This window comes from Acidiphilium cryptum JF-5, from assembly GCF_000016725.1.
Lineage (GTDB): Bacteria > Pseudomonadota > Alphaproteobacteria > Acetobacterales > Acetobacteraceae > Acidiphilium > Acidiphilium multivorum.
In genome coordinates this window covers 113,730-133,346 of the sequence record NC_009468.1, presented here as the reverse complement: position 1 = coordinate 133,346, position 19,617 = coordinate 113,730, and the positions used below count along the sequence as shown (strand labels likewise).

Annotated in this window: 23 protein-coding genes and 3 pseudogenes; 11 read left to right on the top strand and 15 right to left on the bottom strand. The window is 62.4% G+C overall.

All coding sequences use genetic code 11. The features are described 5' to 3' along the window. Positions 1-220 precede the first annotated feature (220 nt). Positions 221-499: pseudogene (locus ACRY_RS01460) on the top strand (transposase); the annotation flags it as partial. 347 nt (positions 500-846) lie between these two features. Here ACRY_RS01460 and ACRY_RS20045 read toward each other — a convergent pair. Then, complete coding sequence (locus ACRY_RS20045; protein ID WP_043508914.1) at positions 847-1,155, bottom strand: hypothetical protein; 309 nt, start codon at positions 1,153-1,155, stop codon at positions 847-849. Here ACRY_RS20045 and ACRY_RS20040 point away from each other — a divergent pair. After that, on the top strand, positions 1,114-1,524 hold the full coding sequence (locus ACRY_RS20040; protein WP_231295217.1) for an IS110 family transposase: 411 nt from the start codon (positions 1,114-1,116) through the stop codon (positions 1,522-1,524). The two genes, ACRY_RS20045 and ACRY_RS20040, sit on opposite strands and share 42 nt — an antisense overlap. Positions 1,525-1,766: 242 nt before the next feature. Here the strand turns inward: ACRY_RS20040 and ACRY_RS01450 are convergent. Next, a protein-coding gene (locus ACRY_RS01450; RefSeq protein WP_155856306.1) for an IS3 family transposase occupies positions 1,767-2,935 on the bottom strand; the annotation gives its coding sequence in 2 pieces (ribosomal slippage) (positions 1,767-2,674 and positions 2,674-2,935; 1,170 coding nt in all). Between the two features lie 59 nt (positions 2,936-2,994). On the opposite strand from ACRY_RS01450, the gene ACRY_RS18580 reads away from it, so the two are divergent. Continuing rightward, positions 2,995-3,342 (top strand): DUF302 domain-containing protein, encoded by a 348-nt coding sequence (locus ACRY_RS18580; protein WP_081432833.1) that lies wholly within the window; start codon positions 2,995-2,997, stop codon positions 3,340-3,342. 165 nt (positions 3,343-3,507) lie between these two features. Here the strand turns inward: ACRY_RS18580 and ACRY_RS01440 are convergent, their stop codons facing one another. The 9 genes from ACRY_RS01440 to ACRY_RS01400 all read right to left on the bottom strand — a co-directional run bounded on the left by ACRY_RS01440 (position 3,508) and on the right by ACRY_RS01400 (position 10,498). Next, positions 3,508-3,834 (bottom strand): NIPSNAP family protein, encoded by a 327-nt coding sequence (locus ACRY_RS01440; protein ID WP_011930635.1) that lies wholly within the window; start codon positions 3,832-3,834, stop codon positions 3,508-3,510. Between the two features lie 239 nt (positions 3,835-4,073). Next, positions 4,074-4,826, bottom strand: a complete 753-nt coding sequence (locus tag ACRY_RS01435) for a carboxymuconolactone decarboxylase family protein (RefSeq protein ID WP_011930636.1) — start codon at positions 4,824-4,826, stop codon at positions 4,074-4,076. Beyond that, positions 4,823-5,203 carry a cupin domain-containing protein gene (locus tag ACRY_RS01430; protein ID WP_011930637.1) on the bottom strand — a complete coding sequence of 127 codons (381 nt, stop codon included), beginning with the start codon at positions 5,201-5,203 and terminating at the stop codon, positions 4,823-4,825. The genes ACRY_RS01435 and ACRY_RS01430 overlap by 4 nt, the downstream gene beginning before the upstream one ends. Then, positions 5,200-6,111, bottom strand: coding sequence for an NAD(P)-dependent oxidoreductase (locus ACRY_RS01425; RefSeq protein ID WP_011930638.1), 912 nt, complete (start codon positions 6,109-6,111; stop codon positions 5,200-5,202). Before ACRY_RS01425 ends, ACRY_RS01430 begins: the two co-directional genes overlap by 4 nt. Further along, a complete protein-coding gene (locus tag ACRY_RS01420) occupies positions 6,104-6,985 on the bottom strand; it encodes an SDR family NAD(P)-dependent oxidoreductase (protein WP_011930639.1) in 882 nt (293 codons plus the stop codon). Before ACRY_RS01420 ends, ACRY_RS01425 begins: the two co-directional genes overlap by 8 nt. Then, complete coding sequence (locus tag ACRY_RS01415) at positions 6,982-7,770, bottom strand: N-acyl homoserine lactonase family protein (RefSeq protein ID WP_011930640.1); 789 nt, start codon at positions 7,768-7,770, stop codon at positions 6,982-6,984. Before ACRY_RS01415 ends, ACRY_RS01420 begins: the two co-directional genes overlap by 4 nt. 10 nt (positions 7,771-7,780) lie before the next feature. Next, complete coding sequence (locus tag ACRY_RS01410) at positions 7,781-9,118, bottom strand: MFS transporter (protein ID WP_011930641.1); 1,338 nt, start codon at positions 9,116-9,118, stop codon at positions 7,781-7,783. A 55-nt stretch (positions 9,119-9,173) separates the two neighbouring features. Continuing rightward, positions 9,174-10,091, bottom strand: a complete 918-nt coding sequence (locus ACRY_RS01405) for an NAD(P)-dependent oxidoreductase (RefSeq protein WP_011930642.1) — start codon at positions 10,089-10,091, stop codon at positions 9,174-9,176. A gap of 2 nt (positions 10,092-10,093) precedes the next feature. After that, complete coding sequence (locus tag ACRY_RS01400; protein WP_011930643.1) at positions 10,094-10,498, bottom strand: carboxymuconolactone decarboxylase family protein; 405 nt, start codon at positions 10,496-10,498, stop codon at positions 10,094-10,096. Between the two features lie 160 nt (positions 10,499-10,658). Here ACRY_RS01400 and ACRY_RS01395 point away from each other — a divergent pair, with 160 nt between their 5' ends. From ACRY_RS01395 to ACRY_RS01385, 4 genes and pseudogenes are all read left to right on the top strand, one after another. Then, positions 10,659-11,372: a GntR family transcriptional regulator gene (locus ACRY_RS01395; RefSeq protein WP_011930644.1), complete on the top strand. Its 714-nt coding sequence runs from the start codon at positions 10,659-10,661 to the stop codon at positions 11,370-11,372. Between the two features lie 77 nt (positions 11,373-11,449). Then, a pseudogene (locus ACRY_RS20540) lies at positions 11,450-11,584 on the top strand (IS3 family transposase); the annotation flags it as partial. A gap of 466 nt (positions 11,585-12,050) precedes the next feature. After that, the gene (locus ACRY_RS01390; RefSeq protein ID WP_011930645.1) at positions 12,051-12,896 is read left to right on the top strand and encodes an AraC family transcriptional regulator; all 846 of its coding nucleotides are present in this window, start codon (positions 12,051-12,053) and stop codon (positions 12,894-12,896) included. 34 nt (positions 12,897-12,930) lie between these two features. Continuing rightward, on the top strand, positions 12,931-13,341 hold the full coding sequence (locus ACRY_RS01385) for a DUF2000 domain-containing protein (protein WP_011930646.1): 411 nt from the start codon (positions 12,931-12,933) through the stop codon (positions 13,339-13,341). Between the two features lie 457 nt (positions 13,342-13,798). On the opposite strand, the gene ACRY_RS18575 is transcribed toward ACRY_RS01385, so the two are convergent. The 3 genes from ACRY_RS18575 to istA all read right to left on the bottom strand — a co-directional run bounded on the left by ACRY_RS18575 (position 13,799) and on the right by istA (position 16,398). After that, a complete protein-coding gene (locus ACRY_RS18575) occupies positions 13,799-13,978 on the bottom strand; it encodes a type II toxin-antitoxin system RelE/ParE family toxin (protein ID WP_269214163.1) in 180 nt (59 codons plus the stop codon). 129 nt (positions 13,979-14,107) lie between these two features. Beyond that, complete coding sequence (istB, locus tag ACRY_RS01380) at positions 14,108-14,854, bottom strand: IS21-like element helper ATPase IstB (protein ID WP_011930647.1); 747 nt, start codon at positions 14,852-14,854, stop codon at positions 14,108-14,110. A gap of 17 nt (positions 14,855-14,871) precedes the next feature. After that, complete coding sequence (istA, locus tag ACRY_RS01375; RefSeq protein WP_081432832.1) at positions 14,872-16,398, bottom strand: IS21 family transposase; 1,527 nt, start codon at positions 16,396-16,398, stop codon at positions 14,872-14,874. A gap of 225 nt (positions 16,399-16,623) precedes the next feature. Here istA and ACRY_RS01370 point away from each other — a divergent pair, with 225 nt between their 5' ends. Continuing rightward, on the top strand, positions 16,624-16,848 hold the full coding sequence (locus ACRY_RS01370; RefSeq protein WP_011930649.1) for a transposase domain-containing protein: 225 nt from the start codon (positions 16,624-16,626) through the stop codon (positions 16,846-16,848). Positions 16,849-16,949: 101 nt separating this feature from the next. Here the strand turns inward: ACRY_RS01370 and ACRY_RS01365 are convergent, their stop codons facing one another. After that, positions 16,950-17,303: a MerR family transcriptional regulator gene (locus tag ACRY_RS01365; RefSeq protein ID WP_011930650.1), complete on the bottom strand. Its 354-nt coding sequence runs from the start codon at positions 17,301-17,303 to the stop codon at positions 16,950-16,952. A gap of 69 nt (positions 17,304-17,372) precedes the next feature. On the opposite strand from ACRY_RS01365, the gene ACRY_RS01360 reads away from it, so the two are divergent. The 3 genes and pseudogenes from ACRY_RS01360 to tnpA form a co-directional block, all read left to right on the top strand. Beyond that, entirely contained in the window at positions 17,373-18,401 is a 1,029-nt protein-coding gene (locus ACRY_RS01360; RefSeq protein WP_011930651.1) for an SDR family oxidoreductase, read from the top strand. A 257-nt stretch (positions 18,402-18,658) separates the two neighbouring features. Then, the gene (locus ACRY_RS18570) at positions 18,659-18,910 is read left to right on the top strand and encodes an abortive infection family protein (RefSeq protein WP_081432831.1); all 252 of its coding nucleotides are present in this window, start codon (positions 18,659-18,661) and stop codon (positions 18,908-18,910) included. A 353-nt stretch (positions 18,911-19,263) separates the two neighbouring features. Continuing rightward, positions 19,264-19,536: pseudogene (gene tnpA / locus ACRY_RS01355) on the top strand (IS66 family insertion sequence element accessory protein TnpA); the annotation flags it as partial. Positions 19,537-19,617 lie beyond the last annotated feature (81 nt).

Below are 19,617 nucleotides of genomic sequence, written 5' to 3'. Positions count from 1 at the left end.
AACGTCCGCCATACGATGCCTTCCGGACCCGCGGCCGCAATCGCGACCAAACCCGCACCGTCTCCGTCTTCCACCCGGCTAGCGGGCTCGCCGGTGCCGAATGGCAACATCACATATTGTCGGACGGGTGGTGGTAACAGAGCCGTTTCGAGTCCGCGCCGCATGAACGGGCATGAAACTCCCACAGAGTCAGGTTCCTATTTGCTATTTGGCTTCCGGATGCCGGGCCGGCGTGCCGCACGGCCACTGGAAGGCGACGACCTTCACCGGCGCGCTACGCCTTTCCGGCATGACCGCGCCCTTCGTCTACGACGGCCCCATGAACGGCGCCGTGTTCCGCGCCTATGTCGAGCAGATGCTGGTCCCAACCCTGACGCCGGGCGATCTCGTGATCATGGACAATTTGCCGGCGCACAAGGCCGCCGGCGTGCGCAACTCGATCGAACAGGCCGGCGCGACGCTCTTGTTCCTCCCGCCATACTCGCCGGATTTCAACCCGTGTATGGATGGCTCCTGCAGGTCAAGGTGTCGGATCGGATTTGGTGAACGGGTCGGTTGCGGTCATGTATGCGGCGTCTGAATGTGCAACGAGATCGCTGCGCGCCCTGATGAATATCCGCTTGGAGAACAGGTCCCACTCAATCGAGCGCGCTCGACGCGCTTCGGATTGATCGGGGTGTCCTGGTTCTTCATCTCCGCTTGTTCGCCATCACCTCACTTTGCCCTGGCCATTCCGAGAGCCGGTCAGGCAGTCGCCTGTGGCCGATAGCGTGATCCGTCCCTGAGGACAGCGAAGATCGTTCTTGCCATGCGATGCGCCTGACCGAAACGAAGATTGCAAAGGTCCTAGCCGCCCATCGTATCCGCCGCGTCACCGCACACGATGCCCTGGCCATTTTGCGTCGGCCGGCGCTGACTGTCGCCCCGGGGACAGCCGACGCGGCCCGCGTCCACATCACGGCCGTGGCTGAGCGCCTCAACCTCGTTAATCGGCAGATCAAGACTGTCCTGCAGCGGATCGATGGCCTGGTCGAACAACTTGCCGGACCGGAGACCGAGCCGGGGCAAGATACCGAACAGCGCGACGCGGCAATCCTGCGCTCCTTGCCGGGGGTGGGACGGATTGTCCTCGCCACGCTGCTCGCGGAGGCTCATCAAGCCCTCCAGGCGCGAGATTACCAGGCTTTGCGCACCCTGACCGGTGTGGCCCCGGTCACAAAGCGGAGCGGCAGATCCTGTCGTGTGGAGATGCGTCAGGCATGTTCTGGTCGCCTGCGAACCGTCGTCTATCACTGGGCCCGCGTCGCCACCCAGCAGACGCCCGCAGTCGCAGCCGCTACGCCGCCCTCCGAGGACGTGGCCACTCTCACGGCCGCGCCCTCAGAACCGTTGCCGATCGCCTGCTGGGCATTGCATGCGTCATGCTCACCAACCGATCCATGTTCGATCCCGAGAAGATGCCCACCGATCGCCCAAAATCAGCTTGATCATTGGTGGGAAGTCCCCCCCCATAGCCGTCTGTAGCGAAGGAGATGGTTGCCCAGCCCTTGTCTGGTGCCCAGTTCTCCTTCGCTGGATCCGCAGCTGTTCGCGTTTTACAGCCTTGGCGACGGCCACACTCTCATCGCACGGGACGCAAATCACGGAACGGTGTGGATAGATATAGAGGGCGAAGCAACAACATGAGCGACGTAGACATTCACGAGTGCCAATCGGCACACACGTTCGAAGCTGACCGGCCCCCAGTGAGTGGTCCGTGTTGGAGGTTAGTGCATTGTTGTCTCCGCCGCCATGGCCGGCTGTCGGTGGAGCGAAGCGGAACCGGAGGGCGGCCGTGGCGGCGTCGCGGTTTCCGGGGCCGGCGGGCGATATCCGAGCGAGTTGTGTGGCCTGACGGTGTTGTAGTGCCGCCGCCAGGTCTCGATCAGGATCTTTGCTTCCGCCAGGGTGTAGAAGATCTCCCCGTTGAGCAGTTCATCGCGCAGCGAACCGTTGAAGGACTCGCAGTAGCCGTTTTCCCATGGCGAACCTGGCGTGATGTAGAGCGTCTTCACACCGACCTTCCCGAGCCATTGCCGCACCGCCCGGGCGATGAACTCAGGACCATTATCCGACCGTATATGCGCCGGCGGCCCTCTGGTGACGAACAGCTCGGCCAAAGCGCCCAGCACATCCTCGCTCCTGAGCCGTCGCGCGACCGGCAGGGCCAGGCACTCCCGGCTGGCCTCGTCGATGACCGACAGGATGCGGAACTTGCGGCCGTCGTGGGTCCGTCCTTCCACAAAATCGTAGGACCACACATGGCCGGGATACTCAGGCCGCAGCCGGATACATGACCCGTCATTGAGCCAGAGGCGTGAGCGCTTCGGCTGCCTTTGCGGCACCTTGAGACCCTCGCGCCGCCAGATCCGCTCGACCCGCTTGCGGTTCACATGCCATCCCGCATCTCGCAGCAAGGCCGTCACCCGCCGATAGCCGTAACGACCATATTGCCGGGCCAGGGCGATGATGTCCCCGGTCAGGGCCGCCTCGTCATCCGCCCCGCGTGGCACCTTGCGCTGCGTCGATCGATGCTGTCCGAGCACGCGGCACACCCGCCGCTCGGAGACAGACATCGTTCCTCTGATGTGATCGATACAGCGCCGGCGCCGCGCGGGGCTCAGAAGTTTCCCCGTGTCGCCTCCGTCAGGATCGCCTTGTCCAGCGACAGATCGGCCACCAGACGCTTCAGCCGGGCGTTCTCCCGCTCCAGTTCCTTCATGCGACGCGCCTGGTCCAACTTCAGGCCGCCATACTCCTTGCGCCACCGATAATAGCTCTGCTCGGTGACGCCGATCCGACGGCACGCATCCGCAACCGTCCCGCCCTGCGCCAGAACAATCTCAGCCTCGCGCAACTTGCCGATGATCTCTTCCGGCTTGTGATTCCTCGCCATTCCAGTCCTCCTTCAGACCAAACTCTAAAACAGATACCGGACCACTCAGAAGGGGGCAGATCAAAGCCACGGTCGAACGTCTGAGGGCCGCGATCGCACAAGCGGGCCTTGTCATATTCAGCCAGATCGACCATCAGGCAGGTGCGCGTGATGCCGGATTGAACATGCCACCGACAACGGTACTCGCCTACGGGCACCCGAAAGGCGGCACGCCGAGTATGCTCGCGGCCCCTTTGGTTGCACTGGATTTGCCTTTGCGTGTGCTTGTCCGGGTGCGGGACGATGGTCAAACGGTAATTGCCTTTCATCCGATCGGTGCAATGCTTCGCCGATCCGGCGTGCCGAATGCGCTCGCCGACAAGCTCGACGCGGCGCAGCAAATCCTGCTGAAGGCGGTGTCGCCGTAAACGGGTTCAGGCTCACGTGGGTATTGGCCGATCACGCTTTTGCCGCTGATCACGTGCCGGTTTTCGGCGCTTCTGTCATAGGCAAACAACCGAAGGGGGGCCGACGGCACTGCCCTTCAGCCCCCGGCACCGACATGATTTTGAAGCCCCCGCAGCCGTAGGACGTCAGCGTACTGCCGAGAATGCCGTAGGCACGAGGATCTGATTGGTGATGCTGGCCACGATCTGACCGTTCTTCTCGGTTTCGGCGCGCTTCGCCAGCCATTCTGGGTCAGCTTGGAAAGCGGTCCATTTGCTCTCGCGCTCCGCAAGGGTTTCCCATGCCAGCAGATAGGTGAGATCCATGTTGGACTCTCCGACAAGCGTCGTCCAGAAGCCTGCCTGTCGTATACCGTGCTTATCCCACAATCCGAGCGTCACGGTCTCGAACCGCTTCAGAAGGTCCGGCAGTCGACCCGGCATACAGTGATAGATGCGGAGTTCGTGGATCATGGTCTTTATTCCTGTAAATATATCGACGCGGAGGATGCTAGCTGCGGCATCCCACCCCAGCAAGCCGGAAGGATTGGATCATCCGGGGTCGTTGTCTGTCGCCACCTGCTTTGTTGGCGACGCCCCGTCTGGCGTGCAGATAATCGCCAGCGCCTATCGCGCGGATCTCTGCCTGCACGCCGGCGCGGTCATCGACGCCGGCGGCGCACCGATCCTCCCCGGTCGATCCGCCTCGAACTTCATAAAGCGGCGAGAGCCGCTTCGAGCATCGGCGCCGCAGTCGTCGCGGCATGAATGCCTATGACGCTGACAATCTCCAGCACCTCCATGATCTCGGCCGCCGTCGCGCCATAACCGATCGCGTTCTTCATGTGCAGTTTCAGCCCCGGTACGTAGAGATGCGTGGCCGAGGCATCGAAGGCGCAGTAGATCAGTTCCTTCACCTTCGGCTCCAGCACTCCGCTCCGCCAAGGCACGGATGAGAAGTCGATATAAGCCTCGAAGAAATCGGGATCGAGTTCGAGAATGCCGGCCCAGAATTCGTGCCAGTAGCCGCGCGCCTCGGTGAATTCCGCTTTCAGCCGCTCCTGCCTCGCATCGAACGGCTTCGGCCCTAGGCGCAACCCGGCCTCCTGCAGCACTTCGAGCAGGATGGGCACGCCGATATTCGCGGCATGAATGCCGAGCGTGCTGGTGAGTTCCAGAACCTCCATCACCTCCGAGCGGCTGGCGCCGTGGGCGAGCGCCGCCTTGATGTGCCGCACGATGCCCGGTGCGTAGAGATGGGTCGCCGCCGCATCTGCGGCGATGGCAACGAATTCCTTGACTTTCGGTTCCAGTGGGCCGGCCTTCCACGGCACCATCGAGAAATTCAGATAGGATTCGAGAAAGTCAGGATCGAGCCGCAGCATGCTGTCCCAGCCTGGCCCCCAGGTACCGCGTTCGGCGGTGAAGCGGGCCTTCAGGGTCGATTGACGTTCGGAAAGCGTCATGGCGCGTAGTCGCGTTCGGCGACCGGCCCCTGCCAGTCAGTGCGGCCGAGCGAGGTCGCGGTATGGATCATGTAGCTGTCGGGGGCGGCCCCATGCCAATGGCGCTCGCCGGCCGGAATCCACACGGTATCGCCAGCGCGGATCGGCTGCGGACGGCCGCCTTCGGTGCAGACTAGCCCGCGCCCAGCGAGGACGTTGAGGATCTGCCCCCGCTCGTGCATATGCCAGAACGTGCGGGCGCCGGGGCTGAAGAATACGGTATTAATGGAAAGCTCGCCCGGCATCGACAGCACCGGGTCTGCCCAGACCGTGCCGGTGAAACTGTCGCTCCGTGCCTGCGAAGGGGCTCCCGCCGCGCGGCCCTCGATGATCTTCATGCGATTGTCCTTTCCTGGTCGTGCAACCTGACGCCGCCGGAAACATCGCCGATCGCGTCGACCACGCGGTTGCTGATCTGGTCGCCATAACCGAGCGCGGTGGCGAGGCCGAAGCTCGCCAGCGGCCCAGCCGAATTGAGTGAGGCGACGCCGAGTTCCCGCGCCCGCTCGACATAGAGTACGATGTCCTTGGTCATCAGCTTTCCTGTCAGTCCGCCTTCCAGGTAGTCGCCCTCGACGATGCGAGGAAAGCGGTTGAGGGAGGCAAAATTGACGCCGCTACTGGCGTTGATGACGTCGAGCAGCACGCGCAGGTCGAGCCCGGCCTTTTTGCCGGCGACCATAGCCTCGGCCGTGGCAGCAAGACTAACTGCGTTGAGCATGTTGTTGATGAGCTTGGCGGTGTGTCCGGCGCCGCTCGATCCCATCGCGACCACCTTGGCGGCGAAGCTCGCGAAGATCGGCCGAAGCCCTTCGATCACCGTGGCGTCCCCGCCCACCATCAGCGTCAACGTGCCCTTGTCCGCAGCCGCCGCACCGCCCGATATCCCGGCATCCACAAACTGCACGCCGCGCTCAGCGAGCAGCGCGTGCAGCCGGATGGTCGAGGCCGGGGCGGAGGTGCTGAGGTCGACAACCATCTGCCCCGCGCGGCAATGGGCGAGAATGCCGTTGTCACCTTCGACCACTGCCTCCACCACGCGGCTGTCGGGCAACGAGAGCAAAATCACCGCCGCCTGTTCCATCACCGCGCCGATCGAGCCGGCCGGTTCGGCACCGAGTTCGGCGGCGAGATTCGCTGCCCTATCGTGACCGAGCACCCGGTAACCACGCCCGATCAGACGGCGCGTCATCCGTCCACCCATGTTGCCAAGGCCGATGAAGCCGATCGGCTTGCCGTCATCCATGATTGGTATCCTCCGTTCCGTCCTGTCGCCACCTGGTGAGTTCCGTCCGCCGGTCCACTGCCTCTGTATTCCAGGCGCCGGCACCACCGGCTGGCCGCACGGTGCTGACAATGGCCGAGCCACCATCGACCGAAATCACCTCGCCATGCACGTAGCTCGCCTCGTCGCTCAGCAAGAACGCGACGACGGCGGCGATCTCCTCTGGTGTGCCGGTGCGGCGCAGCGGCACGGTGGTGCCGCGCTGCGCCATATCGTTGCCGCCGCCTTGCGCGCTCTTCTGCGCGGCGAACAATTCGGTCGGCACCAGGCCGGGTGCGACAGCGTTCACGCGGATGCCGAGCGGGCCCCCATACATCGCCGCACAGCGCATGACACCGAGCGCCCCGTGTTTCGAAGCCTGGTAGGCGACGAGGTCGTGGCTGCCGCGCAGGCTGGCGATCGAGGCGGTGACGACGATGGCGCCGGCACTATCCTGCCGCGCATATTGCCGGAACGCCGCCCGCAGGCCGAGGAACGGGCCGCGCAGGTTGACGCCGACCACATCGTCGAAATCTGCCACGTCGAGGTCGGGAAAGGCGGTGAACTTGCCGATCACCCCGGCATTGAGGTGATGCAGGTCGACCCGGCCGAACCTTGCCGCCGCCGCTTCCATGTAGTGCGCCACCCCATCCTCGGTCGCGACATCCGCCGCGACCGCCATGGCAGGGGAGGGCAGGGTAGCGGCGACGCGTTCTGCCGCCGCCCCGTCGATATCTACGACAACGACATTGGCGCCCCTGGCGGCGAGCAGCCGGGCTGTCGCAGCACCGATTCCGGCTCCCGCGCCGGTGACGATGGCAACTTTGTCGCAGAAGAATGTGTTCGCCGCGCTCATCCGATCCGTACCGCAAAACCGGGATCGGCCGGGTCGACCAGCGTAAAGCGGCGCATCACCTCGGGGTCGTGCCCCGGCACCAGAACAGCCCCTGGCGTTTCCCGCATCACGCGAATGGCGTCGAGGCTGCGATACATGTCGAGCAAGCCGGACATCACCGTGAAGGGTCGGTCCTTCTCCAGTTCCTCGTAATAATGCACCGCGTCCGACGAAAGAATGACCGGCCCATCCGGCCGTGCGATCACCAGCGACATCTGCCCTGGCGAATGGCCCGGCAGCTCGATCAACTCGACCCCCGGCCGGAATTCGTGGCGCGGCCCGACCAGCTTAATCCGCCCGGCTTCGTGCAGGCGCACGATGCCTCGGTTGTCATCACTGTCCATCGCAACGGCGAGCGGCACACGATCGGCAAAGGGGCCGCTGATGAACGCATATTCGGTGCGGGACATGGTGATGAGCGCATTCGGAAACAGATCGAGATTGCCCGTATGGTCGTAATGCGCGTGCGTCAGGATAACGTCGCGCACCGACGCCGGATCAATCCCCAGCCGCGCCAGCGCGGCCGCTGGGGCGATAGTGGTGTCGCGTTTGCGTGCGGCGCCCGAGGCTGCGGAAAACCCAGTGTCGATCACGATGGTTTCGGTCCCGTCGCGGAGAATCCAGAAGTAATAATCCATCACCGCTTCGCCGTCGGCCTCGCCATAGCGTGCGTAGTCGTAATATATTTCACTTTTCTCGGTTTTGCGGGTGCCGTAGCGGACGGCGAGAATTTCCGGTTGGTTCATCGGGAACTCCTCAAAAATCCACATCCCGGGTTTCCGGCCCGAGCAGCGCGCCGACCATGCCGATCAAGCCGCCGATAACTAGCAGAACCACCGGCGTGTAGCGGAACGGCATCAGATAGCCGAGCCAGCTCATGTAGAAGGCGTAGAAGGACGGGATGATGACGGAAAGGCTGAAGCCGACACCGAATCCTGTTGCCCGCACGTCTGTAGCAAACCGCTCGTTAATATATGTGACGATAACTCCCCAGGGCGAGGTTACCAAGATCGAGAGCACGCAGACCAGCACGATGATCATCGGCAGCGAAAGGCCCGGCACGCCGACCAGAACATACATGATCGCCGCGCCAACGGTTGCGATCAGCGGCCCAGCGACTACGAAAAAGCGCCGCCGTCCAACCTTCTGCCCCAGCATGCCCGAACCGATGTAGCTGAAGAATAGCAGTGCGTAGGAAATCAGTAGTGTCGAGGTGAGCTGGAATTTCGACAGATGCAGGAAGTGGAATAGCAACGTTGCCGGAATGAAGATGGTAATGAGGTTTTGGGTGAGCCAGAAGCCGGTCATCAACAGCAGCACCTGCAGCAGGTTGCGCCCGCTCCGCCCAGCGATCAGGTCAGTGAGCGGCAGTTTCTGCGTGCCCTCGGCCGTTTCGGTAATCCAGATTTCCGATTCGGAGACCTTGAACACATAGTAAAGCACCAGCATCCCGGCGAGCGCCGCGCCGATCACAAACGGTATGCGCCAACCCCACTGGGCATAGGGCGAATCGAGACCATGCAACGGCACCAGAGCAAACACCGCCATCGCGACTAGGTTGATCGTGACATAGGCAGCCGGAAAAGCGGCGAGTATCAGCCCGCCGGCGAAGCCGCGCTCGCTCTTGCGCGAATACTCCATTGCGAGCGGCATCGCCCCGGTATAGCCACCGCCGAGGCAGATGCCGTCGAGAAAGCGTAGCAGCACCAGCAGCCAGTACGAGGCGACGCCGATGCTCTGGTAGCCTGGCAGCGCCGCGATCAGCAGCGTAATCAGCCCGAAGCCCGACACCGAATAGATCGACGCCATCCGCCGGCCGATCCGGTCGGCAACCAGCCCGAACAAGAACGCGCCGATCGGCCGGCCAAGCAGGGTGGTGATGAACACCAGCGACGCCAGCAGTGCCTCCTCGCCGGGCGGCAAGTGCGCGGGCTGAAAAAAGAACAGCACCGGCGTCAGCACCACGATCGGCACGTATATATCGAACATGTCGATGTATTCGGAAAAGAAAGCCCCGCGGATCGCGGCGCGGCGGCGCTCTTCGATCGGCACCGCGAGTGCGTCAGGCCGGGCGGTATCTGCGTATGAAGCCATGGCGTTTCCCTTGCTTATCGTTGTTTCGGCGGCGACCTTTGCCACGTCCGAAGTCTCAGCCTTCGGGCGGTTTGTCGCCCATTTCCGCGTCAGCGAGCATCCCGCCGGCGAGAAGCTCGGAGAATCGTGCCATCGCCGTATGATCTTGCCCCTTGCCCAGCGCCGCCCCGGCACTCGCCCACATCTCGCGGCATAGTGCAGCGAAGGGCGTCGCGATGCCGCCATCGCGACCGACTTCGAGCGCAATGGAAAGATCCTTCGCCATCAGGTCGAGGCTGAAGTCGCTGTTGAATTTGCGGGAGAGCACGAACTGGCGGAACTTCTTCTGCGTGCTGTTGTTCATCCCGGTCGAAGCGTTCAGCACATCCACCATCTGCGCCGGATCGAGCCCGAAGCGCTGCCCGATCAGCAGCGCCTCGACGCCGATCAAGAAGCCGCCGGCGGAAACTAGATTGTTCAGCGCCTTCATCGCCTGCCCAGCACCGATATCGCCGACATGGGTTATGGTTGTCCCCATTAGCCGCAGAAGCGTCTCGGCACGGGCACAATCGTCCGCGCTGCCGCCGGTCATGATCGAGAGATCGCCGGTCTTCGCCCGAGCAACGCCACCCGATACAGGCGCATCTATCATCGCGACCTTCGCCGCCTCCAGCCCCGCCGCGATCCGCCGCGTGACACCGGGGATTCCGGAACTCATCTCGATTAGCAGAGCGCCGGCACCGAGGGAGGGCCTCATCGCCGCGACCACGCTTTCCACCAGCGCGCTGTTCGGCAACATGGTCACGATGAATTCGGCCCCGCGCGCAGCCGCGTCGGCATCCGCCGCCGCGGTGCCGCCGACCTCGCGGGCAAAAGCCTCGGCGCGGCCTTCGACAGCATCGCACCCGGTCACCTCGCAGCCGCCGCCCACCAAGCGCGCGGCCATCGGCCAACCCATGTTGCCGAGGCCGATGAAGGCGACACGCTGTGCCATGGTCAAGCGGACTTCTTCTGGGGAAGCACGCCTTCCGCGACCAGCACCTCATGCGCCGCCTTGAACGCATCAAGCCCGGCCGGAATGCCGCAATAAGCCGTCGCGTGCAGCAGCGCGGCCTTGATCTCGTCGACGGTCAGGCCGTTGTTAAGCGCGCCCTTCACATGAAGCTTGATCTCTGGCGCTTTGCCCAGCGCGGTAAGCATCGCGAGGTTCATCAGGCTGCGAGTCTTGCGGTCCAGCGTATCGTCACCCCAGGCCCAGCCCCAGGCCCATGCGGTGGTCGCCCGCTGGAATGCCATCATGAACTCGTCGGCCCTCGCTAGGGAATTGTCGACATAGTCAGTGCCCAGCACCGCGCGGCGGATGGGCAAACCCTTGTCGAACAAAGCCTTGTCTTCTGACATTCCTACCCCTTTTCCAATTGGGCGGCCAGTTGCGCCGCTAGATTGTCCGACAATATGACAATTTATAAGGTTAATCAAGTGGCCTCGCTTCCGCGCCTCGGGCTATCTCTCTATAAAAGGTTGGTCTGACCAAGATGACCGAGGAGGAAGCCGCTTTTCGATGACGCAGCGTAAAGCCCTGAAAATCATCCCGCAGCCGATGCGCAGACAGGTCGAGGACGGCTTGCGCAAAGCTATCATCGCGGGAGTATTTCCGGCCGGCGCCCATCTGTCCGACCGGCTGCTCTGTGAGACCTTCGGTGCCAGCCGCAGCATCGTGCGCGAGGCGGTGCGGTTACTCGAAGCCGAGGGCTTGGTTGTCGTCCATCCTAATCGCGGGCCCTTCGTGGCCAGTATCTCGGCGACCGAGGCGGAAGAAATCTACGAACTGCGTGCGGCACTCGAAGGTCTGGCCGGCGAGGGTTTCGCGCGTCGGGCAACCACTGGTGAACGCGCGGCGCTGCGGCACATTTACGAGGAATTGGCTGCTTCCGGTCCCGCGACTTCCCGCGAAACCCTGCTCGACATCAAGCGCCGTTTCTACGACGTGCTGACCGCAGGTTGTCGCAACGCTTATGTTTCGCGCATCCTCGGCCAGTTGTTGAACCGGAATTCCCAGCTTCGGGCGACCTCGCTCTCGGCGCCCGGCAGGCTGCCGCACACTGTCGCCGAGCTTGGTCGCATCGTCGATGCGATCGACCGGCGCGATGCGGCCGCTGCCGGCGCCGCCTGCCGGGACCATGTCCATCGCGCGGCCGAGGCCGCGCTACGGATTATCGGCGAACGAGAGGCGACTTGCGTAGCATCATCCTTCGCGACGGCCGAAGGGATCTGACCCTCCGAGAAGGCTTTCAGTTGTGAATACAATGCGTGCCGTGAGTGACTACCACCCAGGCGAGCAAAGCGGCAGCGATCACACCATCAGTTCAAAATCGCAAGCAAGAGGAGATAATTGGCAAGCTGCGCGAGGCCGAGATTATGCTGGCACATGGCGGGACGGCTGCGGATGCGTGCTGCCGGACCGGTGTTACTGAGCAGAGCTATTATCTCTATGGGTGGATCTGCAGTTGCAAGCACTGCTTTACTTCGGTCTCCGGCGGCTGATCAATGCGTGGCGAAGGGAATATAATGAGAGCTGACCTCGTATGGCTCTTGGCCATATGGGTGGATCTGCAGTTGCAAGCACTGCTTTACTTCGGTCTCCGGCGGCTGATCAATGCGTGGCGAAGGGAATATAATGAGAGCTGACCTCGTATGGCTCTTGGCCATCTTACTCCTGCGGAATATTATGACCCTACTATGCTTTCGCCAGGCTCGATCGAGGCTAGCGAAATCGGAGACTAACTTTCGAACGGACCACCCAATCCAAGCGCTTAAAAATGCTTTAGTGTAACCGTCAACCCGGGCCATTTGAGCTAAGTTGAGAGCTTATCTATCATCGGCGCAGGTTTAGCATCTCGGATGTGCCATCACGACTGGGCCAAAGCCAACGATACGCTCCATAATTTCTGCGATGAATTCTATGTCTGACCGCATTTGTCTGACCCATGACACCGCGAGCGGGATCGAAGCCGTCCACGCACGATTCATGGCGCATGCCTATGACCTTCACCGCCACGATGACTGGTTAGTCGGCGTCACCGAGAGCGGTGTTCAGGATTTCATCTGCCGTGGCGCCCGCCGGCGCAGCACACCGGGGCGTGTCATTCTGATCGAGCCGCAGGAAGCCCATGACGGACAAGCGGGGGACGCCAGCGGGTTCGCCTACTCTATGATCTATCTGCCGCGTTCATGGTTGCGGGCCGGCCTGATGGATGCGTACGGCGGCGATCCGGGCTTCGCCGCCAGTCTCTGTGACGACCCGCTCCTCGCCCATTCCATCCGTGCCGCCTGCGGTGTGTTGTTCCATTCGAGCGAGCGCCTCATACGAGACGCGGCCCTCGACGCCGTGCTGGACCGCCTGCGTCCGCATCTCGGTCGTCCAAGGCGAGACGCCCCTGGCGGCGGTGCCGCACGTGTAGCGCGTCTAGCACGGGAGCTGCTGCACGACACAATGGCAAGGGATATCGGCGCCAATAGTCTGGCCAAGGCAGCAGGCGCGGCTAGTCGCTTCCAGCTTGCCCGGGCATTCCGAGCAGCTTACGGTACTTCACCGCATTCCTATCTCATGCAAATTCGCCTGCTGCGCGCCCGTCAGCTCCTGGCGACCGGGATGCGCCCCGCCACCGTGGCGGTGGAGTGCGGTTTCGCCGATCAGAGTCACCTGGGCCGCCGATTCCGTCGTGCGTACGGCCTTACGCCCGCGGCGTATCGCGCCCTCTGCACGAATGTTCCAGACTGCAAAGCCAAAGTCGGGTGAGATGTTCGTTTCCCAACTGGCAACGGATATCTACATGAACTTCGATACAAAAGTCGCCATTCTGATCCTAAACGATCTGGCGGTCTGGCAAAAGCTAAACGTTACGGCTTTCCTGGCCACAGGCATCGCAGCCGCGGCGCCCGAAGCGATGGGGGAGCCATATGAGGACGCGCGTGGGCGTCAGCACGCCCGGCTGCTCGGCCAGCCGATAATGATCTTCGCCGCCAATACCGAGGTGCTTCAGCGCGCATATGGGCAAGCCATCGAGCGAAACGTCATCAGGGCGGTCTACGTTCGGGCGATGTTCTCAACTGGCCATGATGCGGCAAACCGTGCAGTTTTTAAGGCTGAGCCTGCTGACGTGCCCGATCTCGTTGGTCTCGCTTTGCGTGGCTTGAAGAAGGATGTGGATAAGGCAGTTAAAGGCGCATCGCTGCACGCCTAGATCCGGTGTGCCGTCGGGCAAGCTCTGCCATTGCGGCGTCGGGAACCGCTCGGGATCCGATGGCGGGTCGAAGATGTCGGGTTGCTGGGGTGTCGGTCGGCGCGGCATGGGTGTCTCCGGGAATCGCCTTTGGGGACTCCGATGCTGCGCCCGAATGTCTCGATCCCGATGGCCCCCCACAAACCTCCGCCGCGTCGCTCAGCAATGCCGCCAAGGCTGCCAACGCCACAGCCGACGCGACTGGCACAGGCCGGAGCTGCCAGGACTGACTGATGGCCCGGTCGAATATCAACGCCGGAACCTCCAGCCGCGGTTCGGAACCAATGCCCGTCAGGCTACAGCGAAACGCCGCCCAGCCGGCCTTCTCGGTGACCTCACGAACATAGGGCTCAACCTGCGGCACCCGTTCAGTGAGCACCCTGACCCCCAAGACGGCCCTGAAGGGGCCGTATCGATCTCACGGTAATCCGTCACCGCAGTCTCTGGCGCCATGCCAGATGCGGAGGATTCGAACCAAATCAGCGTTCATGTCGGTCTCGTAGACGATCAGATACGGCCACACGGCCACCAGTTCGCGGGTGCCGGCAACCAGGCCGAGGCGGCCCCGGTTGGGAAACAGCTGCGGATTCCGGAGAATTCGCCCATGGATTCCGATTTTAATTCGCCCACGATTCCGACGTTTATTCGCCCGGGGATTCCGAGATTTATTCGCCCGGGTAGCGGTCTCTGTGGCTGTTGATTTCGTTGCTCTCCTGTTCTTGTTGGGTCAAGCGGTTTTTGGGGTTTGCTTGCGGGTCTTGCGCAGGCTTTCACCGGTGAGTTCGATGCGGTGGGCATTGTGGAGCAGACGGTCGAGAATGGCGTCGGCGTAGGTCGGATCGCCGATCAGCTCATGCCAATGCGCCGGAGGGATCTGGCTGGTGATGATGGTGGCGCGACGGCCGTAGCGATCCTCGACGATCTCGAGCAGGTCGTGACGGGCGCTGGCGTCAAGCGGTGCAAGGCCGAAGTCGTCGAGGATCAGCAGATTGACGGTGCCGAGAGTGCGGATCATCCGGCCGTGCCGCCCTTCGGCGCGGGCGAGTGCGAGTTCGGTGAAGAGTTTCGGCGCGCGCTGATAGAGCACGCTCCTGTCATCACGACATGCCTTGTGACCGAGGGCGCAGGCCAGCCAGGATTTTCCGACCCCTGTCGGCCCGCTCAGGACGAGATTGTCGTGCGCGTCGATCCACTCACCCTGGATCAGCTTCTGGAACAGAGCCCGATCGAGGCCGCGGGCACTCCGGTAATCGACATCCTCGATTGCACCGTCATGGCGCAGCTTGGCATGGCGCAGCCTTGTGCTCAACCGCTTGTCACGTCGGACGGTGATCTCGCGGTCGAGCAGAAGGCCGAGCCATTCGGCGTGACTGAGGCTGGGGGTTTCGGGATTGGCGTGCAGCTCGGTGAACGCGCGGGCCATGCCTGCAAGACCGAGCTGGTGGATCTGATCGAGGGTCGGATGGTTCAGCATGAGGCTTCTCCTTGTCATCAGTGGAAATATCCGCCGCCCCTGATGTTGGGGTGGCGGATCGGGGTGGGATCGGGACTGGCGGTGCCGGCGGCTCGCTCCAGCCGGTGATCGAGGATGGATTTGACCGAGCCGTAGGTCAGGGTGCCGATGGTGAGCGCGCGCTCGGCTGCGGCGTCGAGCCGGTCGGCGCCAACACTGCGGGCCAGGCGAAGGATGCCGATGCAGGCGCGGAACCCCTGCTCCGGATGAGGCCGGCGTTCGAGGATCAGGGTGCAGAGTGTCGCGACCGACGGGCCGAGCCGTGCGGCTTCCTGATGGATCCGCGCGATGGTCCAGTCGCCGTAACGCCGGTGGCTCGAGGGCATGTGCTCGGCGATCGTCGTGTGCTTGCCGTTGCCCGACCCGCGCGCATGCACGGCGATCCGCTCGCCACGGAGAAAGATCTCGACCGTGCGCACGGTGAACCGGGCCTCGACCTCGGCGCGGGCGTGCCGGTAGGGGACGGAGTAAAAATGCTTCTCGATCTCGACGTGATAATCGATGCCGACCCGCCGGCGCCGCCATTGCGCCAGCACATAGGGTTCGGCCGGCAGTTCCTTCAGCGCGGGACGATCGAGTGTTTCCAGCAGATGCCGTCTTGTCGCCCCCAGGCGACGGACGACCCGCTCCTCGTTCAGCCAGCGGCAGAATTCAGCGATCGCGGCATTCAGTTCGGCGAGGCTGTAAAATGCCCGGTTGCGCAGCTTGCCCAGCAGCCACCGCTCCGCCAGCAAAACCGCCACCTCGACCTTCGCCTTGTCACGCGGCCGCCGCGGCCGCGCCGGGAGAATGGCCGTGCCGTAATGGCGCGCCATATCGGTGTAGGTCCGGTTGACCTGTGGATCGTAGAGGCAGGCGCGGATGATCGCGACCCTGGCGTTGTCGGGCACCAGCAGCGCCGGCACGCCGCCAATTGCTGCCAGAGTGCGATTATGCGCCTCGATCCAGTCCGGCAGGGTCTGGGTCCAGGTCGCCTCAGCATAGGTGAAGCTCGATGCGCCGAGAACGGCGACGAAGATCTGGGCCGCACGCGTCTCGCCGGTGAGTCGGTCGATCACCACCGGCACCGTGTCGCCGGCATAATCGACGAACAGCTTCTCGCCCGATGCGTGGGTCTGGCGCATCGTCACCGGTAGCCGGGCTTCCCAGCTCCGGTAGAGCTCGCAGAACCGGCTGTAGCGATATCCGTCCGGGTGCTCGGCGATATACTCGTCCCACAGGATCGACAGCGTCACGTGCTTGCGCTGCAACTCGCGGCGGATACGCCCCCAGTCCGGCTCATCCACACGTCGATGCCCCGGCCGCTTGCCCGCCGAGCCTTCGAACAAGCGCCTTTCCAAGGCCGCTTCGGACAGCGCCAGAGCCCCTGGCCCATCGAGCCCGGCCGCCTCCAGTCGCCGCAGCGTCAAGCGCACCGTCGATGCCGCAACCCCGACCCGGATCCCTACCTGGCGGGTCGAAAGCCCCGCCATCCTCAATCTGACAATCTCGCGCACATCGCGCATCGCAATCCGCTCCACTGGCATTCATCCACTCCCTCGATCAGACAAAGGGAGGGAACCTGAACCAGCCAGCAGAGACCTCAATCCGACCCGGCCAACCCCGCCCGCCTGGGCGAATAAAAGTCGGAACAGGTGGGCGAATTAATCTCGGAATAGGTGGGCGAATAATTCCCGGAATCCCGGGCGAGTTAATATCGGAATCCCGGGCGAATTGAGCCCGGAATCAGCATGGGACGGAAGAATGCCCTGTTCGCCGGCAACGACACCGGCGCAGAGCACTGGGCGCTGATGGCGACGCTGATCGGATCCGCCAAGCTCAGCGGCGTCGAGCCGCTCGCCTGGCTCACCGAAATCCTCGAACGCATCGTCGCCGGCCATACTAAGGCCAACGAAATCGACACCCTGCTGCCTTGGGCCTGGAAAACTCAGGCCGCTCTACCAGCCGCCGCGTAGCGCTCACTCGCCAACGCAAGGCCGTCATTCAGACTGCGCTTACGATCGACCACAATAGGTCACAGGTGCAGCAGTGGTCTCGCTACCTTAGTTGACTGTTTCTAGCTGTGAGAGGCTTCGTATTTTTCGATAAGTGAGACGATGCGCTGCTTACGATGCGTCATCTGGTTGATATGCTGTTCGAGCACCTTAAGTTTTTCGTGGAGCGCCAAGAGTATCTGCTTCCCGACCGGCGGTTCGCCGCCTCCCTGGACAAGTTCCGCCCTTATCTCGTCGAGGGTGAAGCCTAGGCTCTGCGCCTGACGGATCATGTCGAGCGTCTCCAGTACACTCATGGGATAATCCCGATAGCCATTCTCGCTTCTCGCCGCGACGGGGATCAGGCCCTGACGTTCGTAAAAGCGGATACGCGACGCCGAGAGACCTGATCGCCGCGCGATATCACCGATGCGCATCGAAAGTCCTTGACCTTAAACGTTGGTTGAAGGTGTAGGGCTCTGTCTCAGGTCAGGCAAGGAGACGATATGGCACGGGTTCTGGTGACGGGCGGCACAGGGTTTCTGGGCGCGCATTGCATCATCCAACTGCTCGCGGCGGGGCACGAGGTCCGAGCCACGGTGCGGGATCTACGGCGGAAGGACGCCGTAGAGGCCATGCTGCGACAAGGCGGAGCGGAAATTACCACCGATCAGGTTGCTCTTTTCGCTGCGGACCTCACTGCCGACGCGGGCTGGAACGAAGCCATCGCTAACTGCGATTATATACTCCATGTCGCATCTCCCTATCCTCGTAGTATTCCCAAAGACGAGAATGAATTAATCAGACCTGCAAGGGACGGGACGCTCCGGGTCTTAAGGGTAGCACGCGATGCCAATGTGAAGCGGGTGGTGCTCACGTCGTCGTTCGCGGCGATCGGATATGGCAACGGGCATACGGGGATATTCACAGAAAATGACTGGACTGATCCCGACGATCCGACGATCCAGCCCTATCAGAGATCCAAAACGCTGGCCGAGCGCGCCGCGTGGGCGTTCATGAACCGCGAAGGCGGTGCGCTGGAACTCGCGGTTGTCAATCCGACCGGCATCCTTGGCCCACTACTAGGGCCTGACCTGTCGACGTCGATCCATTTGATAAAGCGGATGATGGAAGGCAGCACACCGGGATGCCCCGACCTGTGGTTCGGCGTCTTGGATGCCCGCGACGCCGCGGATCTCCATCTCCGGGCAATGACCGATCCCGCCGCAGCCGGGGAGCGATTCCTTGCGACCGCAGGACATTTCATGAGCGTTACTCAAGTGGCTCAGACCTTGAAGGACCGTCTTGGCAACGCTGCCTGCGCCGTATCCACGCGCCAATTGCCGAACTGGCTGTTGCGCGCAGCTGCATTATTCGATCCCGAAGTGCGGCCCTTGTTGCCCGAGCTTGGCAAACGCAAGAACGCGACTGCCGCCAAGGCGCAGCGCCTGCTTGGCTGGACTCCGCGATCCCCTGAGGACGCGATTATCGCCACAGCGACCAGCCTCGTGGAACTCAAACTGCTCAAATCCTGATAGACGCCCGCTTCCTTTCAGGGTGTATGCCCGATCACGCCAGACACATTGAGTGTTTCTGATAGATTTGCCCTGCCGTGGTGCCAATACTTTCCGAGATGCGAATCCTGATCTGATTGGCTGCGGCGGTGGAGCTGTCCATCATTAAAGAGAGCCGCAGCGTACTCTATGTCGCTATGGCGTAGGAGTACCGTCCATCTTCGTCGTTCCCGACCCATAAGCGTATATTTTCTGCTTTTGGTTGGCGACTCCAGTAGATGCGTGCTCAGCTCTCGCGCCGCCGGTCGAGAACGTCGGGCTGCGCAGCGAGACGGACACTGGCGGAGCTCTGGAAGATAGCAACTGAGCAGATAGGGCTGCGACCTGTCGATTGGGACAATAAGGACCTGAAGAAGATCGCGTCTGGCTTGAACAACATCGTCGACGGCATCGCTCACTTACGCAATGCCAAAAGCGGCGCGCACGGCAAGTCGGAAGAACAAAGGCGAAGTATCACGATTAAGCCGTGACATGCCAGGCTAGCTATCCACTCCGTACACACCGTTTCAGCATACGTTCTGGAGCTAATTGAGTAATTGGCGGGCGCTGAGCCCACACCAGCTTGAACCTGCGAATGGCCGCTTAAGCGATGGGTAGTTCTGTCTCCAGATGACTTGGTTGGGTCGGTTTCTGCTGTCAACATTAGGGAGCTATTAAGCTTTTTAACGACCTGAAGAACCCGCTCCGCAGCCTGAAGGGGTAGGCATCAGCTTCGCCATTCTAATTTGCTACAGAAAGTCCATCACAAGGGTTGCGAATGGTCTGAGCCCGTGGATTTCCTCCAGGAATGAGTAGAGTCCGCCCCATCAGGGAGACGGACGAGATGAAGAGCAGTCGGTTTAGCGAGGAACAGATCATCGGCATCCTCAAAGAGCAGGAGTCGGGGATGTCGACGGCGGAGGTCTGCCGTCGACACGGGATCAGTTCGGCGACGTTTTACAAGTGGAAGGCCAAATTCGGCGGGTTGGAAGTCTCGGACGCCCGGCGGCTCAAACAGCTGGAAGACGAGAACGCTCGGCTCAAGCGGCTGTTGGCGGACGCCGTGCTGGACAACGCCATGCTCAAGGAAATTGCGTCAAAAACGTATGGCCCGCCCCGTCTGCAAGTGGTATTTTCGATGAACTGACCAGTCTGCGTCAACGTATCCGGCCTCGGAGCAAGCTCCCGGCCAAGATGG